General features: G+C 39.4%; 23 protein-coding genes. 20 read left to right on the top strand and 3 right to left on the bottom strand.

Annotated features, from left to right (window positions below):
* The first annotated feature begins 165 nt into the window (after window positions 1-165).
* From ACWIUO_RS12665 to ACWIUO_RS12655, 3 genes are all read left to right on the top strand, one after another.
* Window positions 166-597 carry a 4Fe-4S binding protein gene (locus ACWIUO_RS12665; protein WP_454178252.1) on the top strand — a complete coding sequence of 144 codons (432 nt, stop codon included), beginning with the start codon at window positions 166-168 and terminating at the stop codon, window positions 595-597.
* 138 nt (window positions 598-735) lie between these two features.
* Window positions 736-978 carry a hypothetical protein gene (locus ACWIUO_RS12660; protein ID WP_454178251.1) on the top strand — a complete coding sequence of 81 codons (243 nt, stop codon included), beginning with the start codon at window positions 736-738 and terminating at the stop codon, window positions 976-978.
* Between the two features lie 5 nt (window positions 979-983).
* Entirely contained in the window at window positions 984-1265 is a 282-nt protein-coding gene (locus ACWIUO_RS12655) for a type II toxin-antitoxin system RelE family toxin (protein ID WP_454178250.1), read from the top strand.
* A 38-nt stretch (window positions 1266-1303) separates the two neighbouring features.
* Here the strand turns inward: ACWIUO_RS12655 and ACWIUO_RS12650 are convergent, their stop codons facing one another.
* The gene (locus ACWIUO_RS12650) at window positions 1304-1906 is read right to left on the bottom strand and encodes a hypothetical protein (protein WP_454178249.1); all 603 of its coding nucleotides are present in this window, start codon (window positions 1904-1906) and stop codon (window positions 1304-1306) included.
* On the bottom strand, window positions 1884-2054 hold the full coding sequence (locus ACWIUO_RS12645; protein ID WP_454178248.1) for a hypothetical protein: 171 nt from the start codon (window positions 2052-2054) through the stop codon (window positions 1884-1886). The genes ACWIUO_RS12650 and ACWIUO_RS12645 overlap by 23 nt, the downstream gene beginning before the upstream one ends.
* Between ACWIUO_RS12645 and ACWIUO_RS12640 the strand changes: the two genes are divergently transcribed.
* The 9 genes from ACWIUO_RS12640 to ACWIUO_RS12600 all read left to right on the top strand — a co-directional run bounded on the left by ACWIUO_RS12640 (window position 2048) and on the right by ACWIUO_RS12600 (window position 7304).
* Window positions 2048-2590 (top strand): DUF5675 family protein, encoded by a 543-nt coding sequence (locus ACWIUO_RS12640; protein WP_454178247.1) that lies wholly within the window; start codon window positions 2048-2050, stop codon window positions 2588-2590. The genes ACWIUO_RS12645 and ACWIUO_RS12640 overlap by 7 nt on opposite strands.
* A gap of 9 nt (window positions 2591-2599) precedes the next feature.
* Entirely contained in the window at window positions 2600-2833 is a 234-nt protein-coding gene (locus ACWIUO_RS12635; protein WP_454178246.1) for a hypothetical protein, read from the top strand.
* 11 nt (window positions 2834-2844) lie between these two features.
* Window positions 2845-3165: a phage holin family protein gene (locus ACWIUO_RS12630; RefSeq protein ID WP_454178245.1), complete on the top strand. Its 321-nt coding sequence runs from the start codon at window positions 2845-2847 to the stop codon at window positions 3163-3165.
* A complete protein-coding gene (locus ACWIUO_RS12625) occupies window positions 3162-3503 on the top strand; it encodes a hypothetical protein (RefSeq protein ID WP_454178244.1) in 342 nt (113 codons plus the stop codon). The genes ACWIUO_RS12630 and ACWIUO_RS12625 overlap by 4 nt, the downstream gene beginning before the upstream one ends.
* Before the next feature lie 15 nt (window positions 3504-3518).
* Window positions 3519-3962, top strand: a complete 444-nt coding sequence (locus ACWIUO_RS12620; RefSeq protein ID WP_454178243.1) for a hypothetical protein — start codon at window positions 3519-3521, stop codon at window positions 3960-3962.
* 203 nt (window positions 3963-4165) lie between these two features.
* Window positions 4166-5005 carry a hypothetical protein gene (locus ACWIUO_RS12615; RefSeq protein ID WP_454178242.1) on the top strand — a complete coding sequence of 280 codons (840 nt, stop codon included), beginning with the start codon at window positions 4166-4168 and terminating at the stop codon, window positions 5003-5005.
* A 21-nt stretch (window positions 5006-5026) separates the two neighbouring features.
* A complete protein-coding gene (locus ACWIUO_RS12610) occupies window positions 5027-5758 on the top strand; it encodes a hypothetical protein (RefSeq protein ID WP_454178241.1) in 732 nt (243 codons plus the stop codon).
* A gap of 42 nt (window positions 5759-5800) precedes the next feature.
* Window positions 5801-6214, top strand: a complete 414-nt coding sequence (locus ACWIUO_RS12605; protein WP_454178240.1) for a hypothetical protein — start codon at window positions 5801-5803, stop codon at window positions 6212-6214.
* Between the two features lie 76 nt (window positions 6215-6290).
* A complete protein-coding gene (locus ACWIUO_RS12600) occupies window positions 6291-7304 on the top strand; it encodes a hypothetical protein (protein WP_454178239.1) in 1014 nt (337 codons plus the stop codon).
* Between the two features lie 81 nt (window positions 7305-7385).
* Here ACWIUO_RS12600 and ACWIUO_RS12595 read toward each other — a convergent pair whose 3' ends face one another.
* Window positions 7386-7637, bottom strand: coding sequence for a hypothetical protein (locus ACWIUO_RS12595; protein ID WP_454178238.1), 252 nt, complete (start codon window positions 7635-7637; stop codon window positions 7386-7388).
* Window positions 7638-7881: 244 nt separating this feature from the next.
* Between ACWIUO_RS12595 and ACWIUO_RS12590 the strand changes: the two genes are divergently transcribed.
* The 8 genes from ACWIUO_RS12590 to ACWIUO_RS12555 all read left to right on the top strand — a co-directional run bounded on the left by ACWIUO_RS12590 (window position 7882) and on the right by ACWIUO_RS12555 (window position 15324).
* Window positions 7882-8583: a hypothetical protein gene (locus ACWIUO_RS12590; protein WP_454178237.1), complete on the top strand. Its 702-nt coding sequence runs from the start codon at window positions 7882-7884 to the stop codon at window positions 8581-8583.
* 9 nt (window positions 8584-8592) lie between these two features.
* A complete protein-coding gene (locus tag ACWIUO_RS12585) occupies window positions 8593-9498 on the top strand; it encodes a hypothetical protein (protein WP_454178236.1) in 906 nt (301 codons plus the stop codon).
* Between the two features lies 1 nt (window position 9499).
* A complete protein-coding gene (locus ACWIUO_RS12580) occupies window positions 9500-11782 on the top strand; it encodes a hypothetical protein (protein ID WP_454178235.1) in 2283 nt (760 codons plus the stop codon).
* A gap of 103 nt (window positions 11783-11885) precedes the next feature.
* The gene (locus tag ACWIUO_RS12575) at window positions 11886-12038 is read left to right on the top strand and encodes a hypothetical protein (protein WP_454178234.1); all 153 of its coding nucleotides are present in this window, start codon (window positions 11886-11888) and stop codon (window positions 12036-12038) included.
* On the top strand, window positions 12017-13933 hold the full coding sequence (locus ACWIUO_RS12570; protein ID WP_454178233.1) for a portal protein: 1917 nt from the start codon (window positions 12017-12019) through the stop codon (window positions 13931-13933). Before ACWIUO_RS12575 ends, ACWIUO_RS12570 begins: the two co-directional genes overlap by 22 nt.
* Window positions 13934-13998: 65 nt before the next feature.
* On the top strand, window positions 13999-14817 hold the full coding sequence (locus ACWIUO_RS12565) for a hypothetical protein (protein WP_454178232.1): 819 nt from the start codon (window positions 13999-14001) through the stop codon (window positions 14815-14817).
* Window positions 14818-14838: 21 nt separating this feature from the next.
* Entirely contained in the window at window positions 14839-15141 is a 303-nt protein-coding gene (locus ACWIUO_RS12560; protein ID WP_454178231.1) for a hypothetical protein, read from the top strand.
* 45 nt (window positions 15142-15186) lie between these two features.
* Complete coding sequence (locus ACWIUO_RS12555) at window positions 15187-15324, top strand: hypothetical protein (protein WP_454178230.1); 138 nt, start codon at window positions 15187-15189, stop codon at window positions 15322-15324.
* The last annotated feature ends 250 nt before the right edge of the window (window positions 15325-15574 follow it).

Raw genomic sequence — 15574 nt, 5'->3', positions numbered from 1 at the left:
TTTTTGAGTTTAAAAACCCAAAATTGCAAGAATCTAACAATATAAAATCACAAACAAAAGGCGAGATTTTGCAAGAAAAAACGCCTTTTATGCGTGATTAAAACCAAAACCACAACAAAAAGGAGTAAAAATGCCACATTACATCATACAAGAAGAGTGCATACAATGCCAAAGCTGTGCCCCGCCTGCAGTTTTAACGCGATAAAAGAAAAAAAAGGTTTAATTTATGTTGAGCCTGAATTATGTGTAGATTGTCAAGCGTGCAGAGAATCCTGCCCAACTAATTGTTTTTCCATACTAGATGAAGCAAGCGCAAGAGAGGCGATAAATAGACTTTTTGCGCATAGCGACACAGAAAAAACTGAGAATCCAAAAGAAAATCCAAGCCAAAATCCAAGCGACAAGAACAAAGACAAGGGCGATTCTAGCAAGACAGAATCTAGCCAAGACAAAAGCGAATCTAGCACAAGCGACAAAGACACCCAAAACGACACAGACAAAAGCGATGAAAAAAGCGAGTCTAGCAAAAGTGATTCTAGCACAAAAAGCGAGTTTATCCCCACTCCCCCCCCCCAACGCAAATTACAAGCAGCATAAAAGTCTTGCAAGAGATAAACTCACTGCAAAGCTACTTAGCCACGATAAAATAACCCGCGCTTTTTTGGTGGCTTAACTTGCAAAAAAAGGCTAAAAAAGTTATAATCCCAAACAATCCAAAATAAAAAGGCTGTCGTTATGACAAAAAAAAGACAAATCACAATCGATAATCACACAGCGGATTTGCTAGATATTTTTGCAAACAAAACCCACAAAAGCATAAGCGAGATAATCGCGCTTGTTTGCACAAAATCACGGCTAGAAAATCTTGCTGATTCTTATAGCGCAAGCGCGGTTTTTGGAAAAGAATGGGATACGCCACTAAGCCAAGCCCAAAAAACCCAAATAGAACACGAAAACGCACACTTCCCTGAGGATTAAAACAAATGCGCTATGAGGTTGTTTTTAGCAAAAAAGCCTACAAACAAATCCAAAAAATAAAAAAATCAAACCCCCAAAGTTTTTTACAAATAGCAAATGTATTAAAACGAGCTGTATTAAATGATAATCCGCGAGAAATAGGCAAAGCCTTGAGCGGTAGTGATTTATGGCGTTATCGTGCTGGGGATTTTCGCATTTTGGTAAAAATACAAGATGAAAATTTAATCATAAAAGCCCTAAAAATAGCGCATAGAAATGAGGTTTATAAAAATTTAGACTCTATTTAAGCCTATCACGCAACGCAAAAAAACTAATTTTTACATTTTTAACTATTTTGCGCGATAAAAGCCTTTAGCTCCGCTGTGCTTAGATTTTCTAAATCCTCCTCATTTTGCACATCGATGAGTTGATTTACGCCTTTGCCGTGCAAAGATTCGCTCATTTCTAAAAACAGCTTAGCCACCTCTTTAGCCGCTCCCAAAATCAGCGGGTCAGCCTCTTTTGTCCTGCTAGCTATCATTCGCACCATTTCATTTTTTGCCAAAAGCGCAGCAGAAATCGCGTTTTCTTGTAAAAATTTCGCGCTCATAGCCTTTGTCAAAAGCTCCTCGCTAGCCTCATCTAGCATTGCGTTTTTTATCGCAGAATCTAGCTCACTAGCATACGCCCCGCTAAGCCCCGCGCTTAAATCGTTTTTGATTTTGTCGTGCGTGATTTTCATAGCCGAGCCAAACTCTTTATGCAACAAATCAACCTGAACTTTTTGCGTGCTTATGTTTTTTAGCGCGCACGCCCTTTGCCAGCCCTCCATCTTTATCCAATGCGCGATGGTGCGATACGCCACGCCAAAACGACTCGCCACATCTTTAGGGCTTAAATCGTGCGTTTCAAAATAAAGCCGTATTTCATTTTTGTTTGAAATAGCCATTTTTAGCCTTTTTTGCTAGATTTTTGCATAGATTTTGCCCTAGATTTTGCGTTTTTGCAAGGTGGCTTAATCTAGCCACTTTATTTTTACGCGACTTTTTGCCTAAAATCCCCCTGCAAAATCCGCAAAAAAGGCTAAACAATGCCAAAATATACGCTAAATCTAACAAGAATCAAAGAATATGAAAATGTCGCAGGAAGCGGGCGTAATGCTAGCAAGCCTAAAGAATCTAGCACAATATCAAAAGTCGTGCTTTATGATGATGAGAAGCCAAAAGATATACTATTTGATTGTTTTTGTTGTGAAAATGGTGGGGAATCAACTGATACACCGAAGCAAGATAAAAGAATTGTCGCACGCAAATATAAGCTAGAATGGACTTACTCTGCACGCAATGCAAGTCTAGCTAAAAAATACCCAGAATTTTACAACAAAGACAAAACAAGGCATAAGGCGATTTGGCTAAAAACGCCCGAGCTAGAATCATTTGCAAGTCGTAGAATCTTAATACACATAGGCAACTGCCCGCAAGATACGGAGGGCTGTTTGCTTTTTGGCTACTATGAAAACAAAAAGGGACAAATAGGCAATTCTACGCAGTGCATTTATGATTTTTTCAAGTTAGTTGAGAAGCTAGGGATTGAAAATATTACGCTAAATGTAAATGAAATAATCAAAGACTAAGGGGACAAAATGCGGTTTTTTAGTCAATTTTTTAGCCATTTTTTTAGCGGAAAGACAAGAAAAAAACTGCGTATTGCGTGTTTTATACTGCGATTTTGGATTATAGGGAAATATCATTGCAACCTACCAAAATGGGCGTTAAGCCTTTTTTGGCTAGCACATAAAGCCTTTTGGTTTTTGTGCTTTTTTAGCTTTTTGGTTACCTACATTGTGCTAGGGCAGGCGTTTGGATTTTTGGAATAAAAGAGAGAAAAATGAGTGAAATTGAAGCAATAATCGCTAAGGGCTTATATTTTGAATTAACGCCCATCATTGTGCTGGGAATCTTTGCAGGTTTGGCAAAGTTTTTTCAACGCGATGACGACCCAAAACATAAAGCAACTTGGCGAGATTTTTTTTACAACACAATCGCAAGTATGGTTATTTGCGTGATTGTTTATGCAGTGCTAGATTCAACAAATCTAAGCTATTTAACAAAATTTGCTATAAGCGGACTTGTTAGCTTTTTAGGCATAGACAAGGCATTAGACTACGCACAAAAATTGCTATCTTTACGCAAGGGAGGCGAGCAGTGAAAACTCTAAAAAATATTTGGAATAATCTAAAAGGCTTTTTTATCAAAGATTATAAATCTAGCTACAATGCAATCAGCGAGGCTAGCTATTTGGAGCAAAAACTCTACAAACCAAAATACACGAAGCTAAAGCAATTTGTAGTAAGCCTTACCATCTACTTGCTTTTTATGTCGCTAGCTTTTAACATTATGACAATACGCGAAAATGTAGAGTTAAAGGAACATTTGGCTTATGTAACCGATGCGCTAATCCAACTAAATGAGGAACAAGCCGAGATACAAAGCCAAAGGGATACTACGCTAAAAAAGCATAATGTTAAAAAAAATCATAAAATTTAACACAAAGGCAGGCTTATGCTAAATCTACTCACAAAAACGCTATCTAGCTTTACAAGTGGCTGGACTACAAAGCTACTACTAACAATCTGTGCGATTTTGGCAGGGCTTGCGATAAGTGCATTTATCGGGCTTAAACACTATCAAAAAAGCTACGATGAGAATTTGAAGCAAAAGGCACAAATCGAAGCACAATTCCACCAAACGCATATAATCTTAGAGAAGCAAAATCTAGCAATCAAAAAGGCTAATGAGGATTTAGAAAAATATCAAGGTGAAATCAAAAAAATAAAAAAGGAAAATGCTAAAAAATTCGCAGAGCTAGAAAAAAGGCAGATTCAAACTTGCAATGATTTAGCCAATGGGCTAGTAGATATGCTAAAAACTTACTCTAGCGATTCTAGCGCGTTATCTAGCCAAAATGCTAGCCAAAATCCAAGCCAAAATGCTAGCGAGGACTAAAATGGAAAACTTAGGCATAGCTTTAATCATTTGTTTTTTGGGATTAACGCTTTATCAAATTTTTTGCCAAAATCCTAGATTTTAGCCAAAAATCTAGCCACTTTATTTTTACGCGACTTTTTGCCTAAAATCCACGCATATTTTTTATAAAAAAATTTGCACGCACAAAAAAACCACAAAAAAACCCACAAAAAAGGCTAAAAATGAGTATAGCACACGGAGGCGACATCACAGCAGGGCGCGGAGGTAGCACCTATGCCACCAACGCCGCACAATTTGCCCAAAACGCAATCCAAGCAGGAAACAACGCCACGCAAAGCCTAGCAAACGCCACAACGGCGTTTAGAGAGAAATTTAAGGCTGATGATGAACGCGCGATTTTTAAGCAAAAAATGGCACACGCCGACAAAGAAATGGCACTAAAAGAACACGAAATCAACACAAACACCGCTTTAGCGCGTGAAAAGATGGATTTTGAACAACGCAAATACGACACCACAGGGGCAAACCTAGAGCGAGCGCAGGCGTGGAACTACGGGGCAACTGCAAAAAACACAAACGAGCGAACTTCGCGCGATATTTTGGATAAACAAGACAATTTCAGACCGCAACAAAAGGCGTTTGTCAATTCGCTAGTGATGAAAATGGAGCGCGGAGAGCCACTCACAGATGATGATATAAATCAAGTAGATATTTTTGCCAAAGAGCTGGGACAAAATATACCTTACAAAAACGGCAAGCGTGATTATGGGGAGTTTTTAAGGCAACAGCGCGAACAATATCGCGCCGAGCTAAACAATGCGCAAAATGAGTTTTACGCACAAAATCAAAATCCCAAAAATCCCCAAAATCAGCAAAGTTTTGCAATGCAAAATCCACAAAATCAAATCCCTAGTGTAAATCTAGGTGGTGGCGTGCATATAAAGTTTGAAAATGGACAAATCAAACGAAATGGCGAAGTTATCACGCAAAATGATAAACGCTATTTTGACTATGCCCAAAAACTAGGCATAAATCCACAAACGAGCTTTACACGCAACTAAACCCAACACAAAGGACAAACAATGAAAACAGCAACACAAGCAACAATGACGCCAACAAATTTTAGTTTTTTAAACAACGCAAACTCCCCAGCCACGCAAAGCCAAGCAACAATGATAAACTCAAAAATGCCCTCTTTTAGCACAAATGCTTCAAGCGCAAACACCCTGCAAAATCTAAAAACACCAAACCCCGCGCAAGACACACAAAAACTAAGCCTAGCCCAAAAAAATAAGCAAATCGGGCAAGATAGGCTAAATTCGATTCTAAACGCAAAAAGTGCTGATGATTTGCAAAAGCCAAAATACCAAGTCGGAGCGGGCTTTGGCAACTACCGCGCACAAAAAGCGGCGTATAATGAGCAAGCCCAAAAATTTGGAATCAATCAAAACCAAAATCTAACCCCCGAGCAAAAAGACGACAGAGCGCGAAATATCGCAGGCTGGACTTTGGCTGGAATCGATAGCGCGGTAAATATCGCAAATGCTGGTATGAGCTATGCAAATATGGCAAAACAATGGGAAATGCAAAACAAAATGTATGAATTAGCCGCACAACAGCAACAAACCGAAAACGACCGCTACAACAAGCGCGAGAAAGAGAGGCTAGATGCGCGCGATGAAGCACGCGGAGCACAGCAGGCTGTCTTTGGCAATAGGCAATGGCACGACCCAAGCGCAAATAAAAACGAGGGCGAATCTAGCGAGGGCGAGCAAAATGCCGAGCAAGAAAAAACCGCGTTTGAGCGCGACTAAAAACAAAAACGAAAAAAATCCACAAACAAACAGGAGGCAACAATGTTTCATTGTTATTTTTTAGTGTTTTTACACAGGCTTTTAGATTTTAGGTGCTTTGTCATAAGTGCTGGCTTAGGCGCAGTCATTAGCGGTGCGATAAGCGGGGCAATGTCGCTAGTAAGTGCTGGCATAAGCGCAGGAATGCAAGCAAAGCAGATGAAAAACGATATGGATAAAACCAACAAACAAATGGAGCAAGCAAACAAACAGCTTGACTTTGAGAAGCAAAAATACAACGACAACCAAAAAGCCCAAGAAAAAGCTGGGGAAATAAGCGCAAGCGCGCTAAGTGAGACTACTCCAAGCACGCAGGGCATAAGCGGGACTATCGGTAGCATAAGCGACTCTGCAGGTATAAGCGGAGGGAGTAGCTTAGGGCTAGAAAATAAAGAAACGAGCTTTTTGCGAAGCTAAAAGCCCAAAATCACGCCCAAAAAGCATAAAAAAACGCACAAAAACACACGCAAAATCACGCACAAAAGGCTAAAAAGTGAATGTTGTAAGGTTTATAGGCAACTTTATCCAAGTCGCAAAAAAGCTAAAAGATAGCAATTTCACAGGCAGTGAGCTAGCTAAACTTAGCTTAGAATCTAGCCTAAAGCTAGAGGATTTAGAATACAAAGATAGAGAGCTAAGCCTAAATATCGAAAAAACACGCCAAGAAATCGAACTAGCCACGCTAAAAGCCAAAAGCGAAGCGGCTTTTACGATGGCAGAAGCACTAAAGTCTATCGTGCAAGCAGAATGTATGATTTTAGGCGTCCGCGACAATGCAAATATCAACAAATGCAACGCCTTAGTGGCGTATATGAATACGCTGGGCAATGCAAGTAATGTATCTAGCCTAACCAAAGAACTACAAACCGAAATCTTGCTAACTATCAAAGCCATAGGCGAGCACATCGGCAATCCAAACGCTTATGATACACTTTTAGACGCGCTAAAAGACAAAGCCGATGGGCTAATCGATAGCAAAGACGCTGTGCGCGAAGTTTTTATCCACACGCCCCGCCTTGAAATCCAAACAAAAGAGCGAATCCAGCTTTTAGGTTTTAGCATTTTTAGCCAAGAAAACGCTAGATTTAGGTTTGGGCAAGAAGTCGCAAGGATTGATTATGCTACGCCTGAAATCGTAGCCAAAAAAGCCGAGCTAAAATCCACACGCAACGCCATAAATCTAGCCACAAGCCAAATCACACAAAACAAAACCGCCCTAGCCACCTCCACCAAAGAGGACGAAAAAACCAAAATCCAAAAAGCCATAACCGAGCTAGAAAAGCAAAAAGCCACAAACCAAAATCTAGCCACAACCCAAGAAAATGAGCTAAAAGCACTCATCGCCTCGCGCAACGAAAACGCACAAGAAAATGGGCAAATCATTTTAGGCAAGACGATGCTTTATAGCCAAGAGCGCGAGGGCTATCAAAACATAATCTTTGAAGCAAAAAATGAGCTAGGCGAGTGGGTAAGCGACATCATAAGGCTTGAAGTGAGAGATATTTAAGGATATTTAAGTGGAATTTTTAGCGTGCATTTCTTTCTTTTTAGGGGCTTTGTTTGGCATTGTGCTTTGTTTGTTTTTAAGCTAATTTTTATTGCCAAAAGCCTCTTTTTGAGCCTCTGTAGCCTCCAAAATAGCCTCATACTCTCTCAAATCTTTTTTATATTTTGCTAGCGATTCTCTCTCTAGCCTTATTTCTTGCATAATAGATTTTAGGCTAGCGACAAGATTTTTTAAAAACACAAAAACAAGACAAAACCCCACAATAAGCCCACAAATAAACCCTGCATAAAATTCTACAGCCTCCCTGCTAGCCAAAAACGCCAAAAAATCCATCTTTTATCCTTTGTGAAAAATTTAGGCTATTTTAACAAAATCGCAACAACAACTACCATCAAAACCCCGCAACTCATACCAGCAAAAAACATAATGCACCGCCTTTTTTTAAGATTTTGCTATTTTGGCATATTTTTACACGCAAAAAAAGGTGGCTTTTTAACCACTTGCAAAAATCCCCCAAAAAAGCCTAAAATCTAGCCTAAAAATCAACGCAAAATCAAAAAACAAGGATTTTTTAGCAATGAGCGTTTTTAGCAAGGCAATAGAATCTATCATAAAATCTTTTGGCAAAGAAGCTGGACAAAAAGCTGGACAAAGCGCGAGCAAAAACGCAAGCCTAAAATCTAGCAAAGCCACGCAGACAAAGCCCGCTAGCACGCCCGCACAAAAGCAAATCCACAAAGAACAACGCGGGATTTATAATGTAACTTATAATGGCAAAAATGCCACAATGATTTACAAAGATTTAGAATCAATCGAAAGCGCGATAGCTTACGCTGGGGGAAATCGTTTTAAGGGGGGAAAACACATAAGAATCAAACACAGCACAGATTCTAAGCAACAAGGCTATATCACGCCCGATGAAGTCGCAAATCTAGGTAAAAATATACGAAACTATATCAACAAGCACGGCGACCCGCACATAGACAAAAACGGAAGCAGAATTTATGAAAGGAAAAACGATAAAGGCGAGAAGTTTAGGGCAGTAGTCAATGATATAAAAACTAGCAGAACAGACACACTCCCTGCCTCTGCTAGCGAGGAAATTATAACATTTTACAGCAATAGAAATCTACCAAAAGACAAAATTTTTGAATTTAAAAACCCAAAATTACAAGAAATCAATTTGCAAAAAACAAAATCACAAGAAGCAAAAATAAAAGAAGCAAACTTGCAAAATCCCCTAGATTCTACCCCCAAAACCTCATTTACAAGGCAATAAAGGCAAAAAATGCAAGTTTTATCTAAAAATATAATGACATTTTGGCAAAATCTAGCCAAAACCTCCACAAAACAATCTAGCAAAGCCACGCAGACAAAGCCCGCTAGCACGCCACACGCCACGCCTGCGCAAAAATCCACGCCCGCACACAAAGCCGAGCTACAAGGCAAAGGCTTTGTAATGCAAAAAAACACCCAAAAACCACAAAAATATGAAATCCACTCAACAATCACGCCACAAACAAAAGAGCTAGCAAGACTAGAAAAAGAACAAATCCGCGCAAATTTGGAAATCCTAAAAAACACGCACCCCGAGCAATTTCACACACGGGGGCAAGTTTTTAGGGCTATAAAACAAATCAAAGACAACCCCACGCATTTTTATCAACAAGGCGACATTAAGCGTGATATGTCTATTGTAGGCAAGTTTTTAGAAAATGGCAAATTTGGGGAAATAGGAATCATAAAAAGCGGGGAAAATGCAGGAAAAATAGGACATATACTAAAAAGTAGTGCAGGAAACAAAAGAGCGCATAACCTTAGCAAGAGAGAGCGTGGCGAGGTAGTGAGGAGCGACAATCCCTCACACACTGACATACTAAAAAATAGCTCAGATGGTCGCGCTGGCAAAAATTTGCTTTTACCTAGCCACAAACAAAATTCTACCCCAAAAACTAGCAAAAATCAAGCCTTAGATTCTGCCAAAAAAACCCCATTTACAAGGCTACTAAAAAAGAGTGATTATCCTTTAGTAGAGAGGTCAAACTCTACACAGCAAACTAACACAAAAAGTGCGTTGCCAACGACCGATGGCGAAAAAACGCGTTTAAAAGATAATCAAAGCAATTTTAGCACAAAATCCCCACAAACACAAGGCGAGTTTTTGCAAGAAAAAACCTCATTTACAAGGCAATAAAATGGCAGGCTCTCATCAATTCCCACCGCAATCAAATAATGGCAGGGTTTATTCTTTGCATTATGATGGAGTGGATTTTGCCTACACGCCACGCGCTAGGCAAGGGGCTTATAATGTTAGGGATTCTAAGGATTTTAAACAATCTACACACCTATCAAGGCTACACAACAACCACGCAAACAACGAATGCTCAAAAAACGCACAAAATGATTTTTTAGGATTTTTCAATGCTACTTTATGGAGTGGCACAAAGACACACAAAGAATGCCGTGCGGAATATAAACATAAAATATATTATGGATATGATTATGGAGGATTTGATGAAAAAAAGAAAGCGTGCGGATGGAGGGAGATTTTGGAGGCGTATTCTTTGCCAAATGAGCCCATAGCTATAAGTGAATATGACTTATGGCGCGTGCTAGAAAGAGCGGCTGAAACCTATTGGAAATCTTGCAAAAAAACAGCTAGTTTATCTTTTTGGGAACATACCATTTTTATTGTTACAGCCATCGCCACTATCGCTAGCGTAGGCACGCTAGCACCCATAACGATTACAGGTTTAGCAGCTTTTATGGGATTTGTAGCCACAGGTATCACTTGGTCGGTGCAAAGCTGGAATCAATACAAAATAAAACAAGCAGAGGCAATAACGGCAAAAACCGCGTCCCAAATCGCAGAATTTGAAGCTAAAAAATTAGCCAAACAAAGAGCACAAATCACAAATATGTTGATTTATGATTCTCAAGCAATGTTTGCAAATGGACAGGCTTACAACGCACAACAAGCTGGAAGCCAAACATTTAGTCCAACTATCGCTTATGACCCAAACAAAGCACTTTTAGGACAACAAAACCAAGAATTTATCGATGAGCTTACGCAAAATCGCAACCAAGTAACGCTAGCAGGTGGCGTAAATTTTATGAGTAATTTATTAGAATTTGATTTTCCTTTGGCTAGCACGGAGGCGATACCTAAAAAAGATTTGATAAAAGCAATAAATCAACAATACTATGAATGGCAACTAAGGCTTAATCATTGTTTTGAAGCATTAGCACATAATAGCTTTGGAGTAGGTTTTGATGAAAATGACAAAACCATAAACAACATAATGCAAAAAGCAATCAAATATCACATAACCGCAAGACAAAAGAAAATCGAGGAACTAGACGCGATAGATAAGCTAAAAAACTACAACAAAGGGCTAAGGTATGAATGCCCGATGAGCATAAATGCCCTAAGCGCACAAAGCAGTGGCACAAAATCTAGCTACGCAGTAAGTGAATGGGAACGACACACAAAAGCACATATACTCAAAGAATACAAAAATAGCTACAATGAATGGTATGCAAGCGTAGATAAAAGCGACAACATAAAAATGGGGTATAGTTTTTATCAATTTATCTTAAAACAGGTAAAAATTTTTAGCGAGATAAATTCTCTAAATGATAAAACCATCGCAAGAAGCAGAGTAGCTACATTAAACACAAGCGCGAAAGTATATCGATTAAGAGATTTTATTACAATAACAAAAACAGATAAAATTGATGGGCACACATACTATCATTTTAATTTAAGGCTTGATGAAGCTATGTATAAACGAATAGAAAATCTATCACCTTATATGATATATCTTTTTTATGATACTTTTTTCAGCTTTAGTGGCTATAAATATGAGCAAGAAGAATTTAATAATCCTGTATACACTCCGCCAAATTTGCCAAGCTGGAATCTTATAAACAACTACCACACACGCCAGCAAGAATACAAAATCGCACTAGAGCAATACTATAAAATCCTAGATGAATATCAAATCATTTCAGCCACAATCGATGCAAAAATAGACATAGCACAAAAACGCATAAAAATCACGCAAGCCGAGCTAGAATCTACCATAAAGTCTAAAACCGAGCTAGAATCCACCCTAGAATCCAAAAAAGCCGAGCTAAAATCTACAAAAGACAAGACACAAAAAGCAACCCTGCAACAAGAAATAAACAACCTAGAATCAAACATACAAAATCTAACAACACAAATAAACGAGCTAGAATCCACCCTAAAAACACAGCAAAAAATGCTAGAAAAATACCTAAAGCAAGATGAAATCATTATAGAAATGATGAATTTGCCTTATACAGAAATTATGAAAGAATATTATGAAGCAAGCCTGCCTACTCAAGCCACAAAACAAGCACTGCAAGAAGCACAAACAACATTTTATGAGCTACAAGCAAGGCTAAAAAATCTACAAGATGCAGAATCTAGCCAAGATTCTAGCCAAAACTAGCACGCAAAAGCTAGCCACTTTATTTTTACGCGACTTTTTGCCTAAAATCCACGCATATTTTTCACGCACGCAAAAAAAAGAGTGAAAAAATCTAAAAACTAGATTGCCACGCCACACAAGCACGGCTCGCAATGACAAAAAGCTAGATTGCCACGCCGTGCAAGCACGGGCAATGACAAACCACCACAAAAAACACAAAAAAACCACAAAAAACACCACAAAAAAAGGCGTAAAATGCAAATATTTAAGCGACTAAAAGCCGAGCTAGCAAGCAAAACCACAGCCAAAGCCACACCAAAACCCCTGCCAAAATTTAGCATCACACAGCTTGAATCTATGTTTTTGGCTGACCAAAGAGCTAGCGAGCTAAGCATACAAGAATACAAAGAGGCAAAAACCTACTATCACGGCAACCAACTGCCTTTAGAAATCTACCACGAAATCCGCGCACGAGGGCAAATGCCTTTAGTAGAAAACATTTATAAAATGATTGTAGATAAGATTTTGGGCTACAAAACCCAAAGCCTCCAAGAAATCAAAGTAAGCGGGCGTCAAGAGGAGGACAAGCCTTTAGCAAACTTGCTAAATGACATACTAAAAGTTTTTAGCCAACAAAATAATTTTGACAAAGAAATCATAAAGCGCGATAAAGATTTGATGTTTGGTATGGCGGTATGCGAACTCTGGGTAAAAAAAGATGGCAAAGACAAAATCATAGACATAAAGACTTTGCCTGCCGATAGTTTTTTAATCGATAAATACTCCACCGATAAAAACGCCCAAGACGCCCGCAGGTTTCACAAAATCACAAACATAGATGAAGCACAAGCGCGCGCGCTTTTTGGGGAAAATATCTTGCTAGAAAAAGCTACAAACTCCGATGAAAACCGCGCCGAAGTGGTGGAAAGCTGGATATATGAGAGCTACACAAACGAAAAAGGCGAGAGAAAAAACGCGTGGAATCGCTACATTTGGAAAAAATCCCAACTTTTAAGCTATGAAATAAGCCCTTTTAAAAACGGGGAAAATCCTTTTATCATCGCAAAATACAACATTGATGAAAACAATCAATGGTATGGAATGTTTAGAGACATTAAACCCTTGCAAGATTATATAAATTTTGCCGAAAACAAAATCATAAATATGATGGGGAGTTTTAAGGTTTTTGTCGAGGAGGGGAGCTTTAATAATATCGATGAGTTTAAAAGGCAGGCGGGGAGCGATAATGCCGTAGTATTTTTGCGCGAGGGGAGCTTAAAAGAAAAACGGCTAGAATTTGTCCAACACCACGCAGCGATAAACGAACTAAGCCAAAAAACCGCAGAAAAACGAAACCTAGCCAAAATCCTAAGCGGGCTAAATGACGAAGCCTTAGGCGTGGCAATCAATCGCCAAAGTGGCGTAGCCATCTCTCAACGCCGAGAAGCAGGGCTTATGGGCTTACAAGATTTTATCAAAAGCGGTGATGATATGGATAGGCTTATTTTTGAAAAAGCATTAGATTTTATCACGCATTATTTTGACACCGAGCAAGTTTTTAGAATCGTAGATAAAAAAGTAGGCGAGCGATTTTTTGCCATAAACACCGATGAATCAAACCAAATCAAAATAGGCAAATTTGATTTAATCTTTAAAACCACGCTAAAAGCAGAGGGCAGAGAGGAGCGATTTACTCACTGGGCTGAAATGATGAAAACTTTTGGGCAAGTGCAACCCGAACTCTTGCAAGGTATGCTCCCGCTTATGCTAAAAGATACTGAGAGCCCAATCGTAGCCGATGTCGAGGAACTGCTAGCACAAGTGGAGCAAAGCAAGCAAGAAGCTGCCAAAGCAAACGCCCCGCTAGAGCAAAAGCAAGCCGAGCTAAACTTAGCACAGCTAGAAGCACGAATCGCAGAGCTAGAAGCAAAAGCAGCAAAAAACCAAGCCCAAGCCGAGCTAATCGCCACAAATGCGCAAAATCTAGCGCAAAATCCACAAAGCCCACAAAATCCTAGCCAAAATCCTGCGCAAAATCCACAAAGCCCGTTAGCCAAAAACGATGACAAAGGGGGAGCAAGCATAAGCACAGGGGAAAAAGCTGGCTTAAGCGGAGGGCAAGTAGCCCTAAAACAAAGCGCAGGAAGCTATGGCAAAATCGATATGAGATAGTTTGCAACTAGATTTTAGGGAAAAAGATTTTTAGCGAGTTAGATTTTTGGAAAAAAGGCGAGTTTATGAGCGTTTTTAGCAAGGCAATAGAATCTATCATAAAATCTTTTGGCAAAGAGGCTGGCAAAGCTAGCAAAGGGGCTGGACAAAGTGTGAGCAAAAACGCAAGCCCAAAAGCTAACAAAGCCACGCAGACAATGCCCGCTAGCACGCCACACACCCCTCAAGCCCTAAAAACCACAACAAATAACGCTATAATGCCAAATCAAAATCCACAAAGGCAAGATATGCAAAACACCATAAAAGGCGATGGATTTAGCACAAAGCAAAATCCATCACCACCAAAAACAGACTACACCACAAAAATCACTTTAGAAAGCTGGGTGCGCGAAGTCGCAGGATTGCACCCTAGCAAAGAAGTTGAAGCGGATTTGCAAAAACTATATGAAAAACACCCAAAAATGTTTAGCAAGCCTAGCGAAGTGTATAAACTTATCCAAGAAGTAAAGCAAAATCCGCAGTTTTTCTATACAAATAACCAGCCAAATATCGCGCTTATAGGCAAAATGCTAGACAATGGAAAATTAGGAAAAATAGGGATACAAAAAGACTATGCTGGGGATAAAATAAGAGTGCAACACGCCACAAAAGCAAGTAATGCCAACAAAGATAATCAAAGACTACAAAAAAGAAGTAATGACTATCCTTTGGTAGAGCGGACAACCTCTACACAGCCACATTCCGCACAAGAGCGCGAGGGCAATCGTCCTAATGGTGTAAATACACTTTCAAAGGATAATCAAAAAGATTTTAGCATAAATCAAGACAAAAACGCACAAAATCACGCTAAGGCACAAGAAAAAACGCCTTTTATGCGTGATTAAAACCAACACAAAGGAAGTAAAATGGGATTTTGGATGTATTTTGTAGCGCGAGAACAAGAACGAAAAAGACGAGAACAACTAGAGCGACAACGGCGAGCCTACCAAGCCGAGATGGCAAGACAAGAAGCGTTAAGACAAGAAGCGTTAAGACAAGAAGCGGCAAATATCGCTAGGCAAGAACAAAATCTAGCGTTTTTAGAAAACAACGCACGGGCAAAAAAGCCAGAACCCACCTTGCTAGCTAGCCAAATGGCACTGCTAAATATCTACTCTTTGCAAAATGTGCTAGCGCGCGATATTTCACGACACACAAAAGCTGCCTAGAGCGTTTTTAAAAACTAGATTTGCCACAAAACACGCAAGCACGATTTGCAATGGCAAAAAACCCACCCCCTAACCCCCTCCGCAAAGGGAGGAGGGGATTTTAGATTGCCACAGCCACGCAAGCTAGAATCCCACGCGGATTTTTCTTTTTGTCATTGCGAGCATTATTTTTTTGCGTTTTAGCAAAAAATATAATGCGTGGCAATCTATCGCTACGAAAAAGTAAAAAACACGCTTTTTGCAAAAAAATAATATAGATTGCCACGCCTTGCAAGCACGATTTGCAATGAAAAAAAACTAGATTGCCAAAATCACGCAAGCACATAGCTTGCAATGACAAAAAAATAGATTGCCACGCGGATTTTTTCAAAATCCGCTCGCAATGACGAAAGCACACAGAAATCTACACAAAAACCCCCTCAAAAAAAAAAAA

The organism is Helicobacter sp. T3_23-1056 (assembly GCF_053654535.1).
This window is presented reverse-complemented; position numbering and strand designations above follow the sequence as displayed.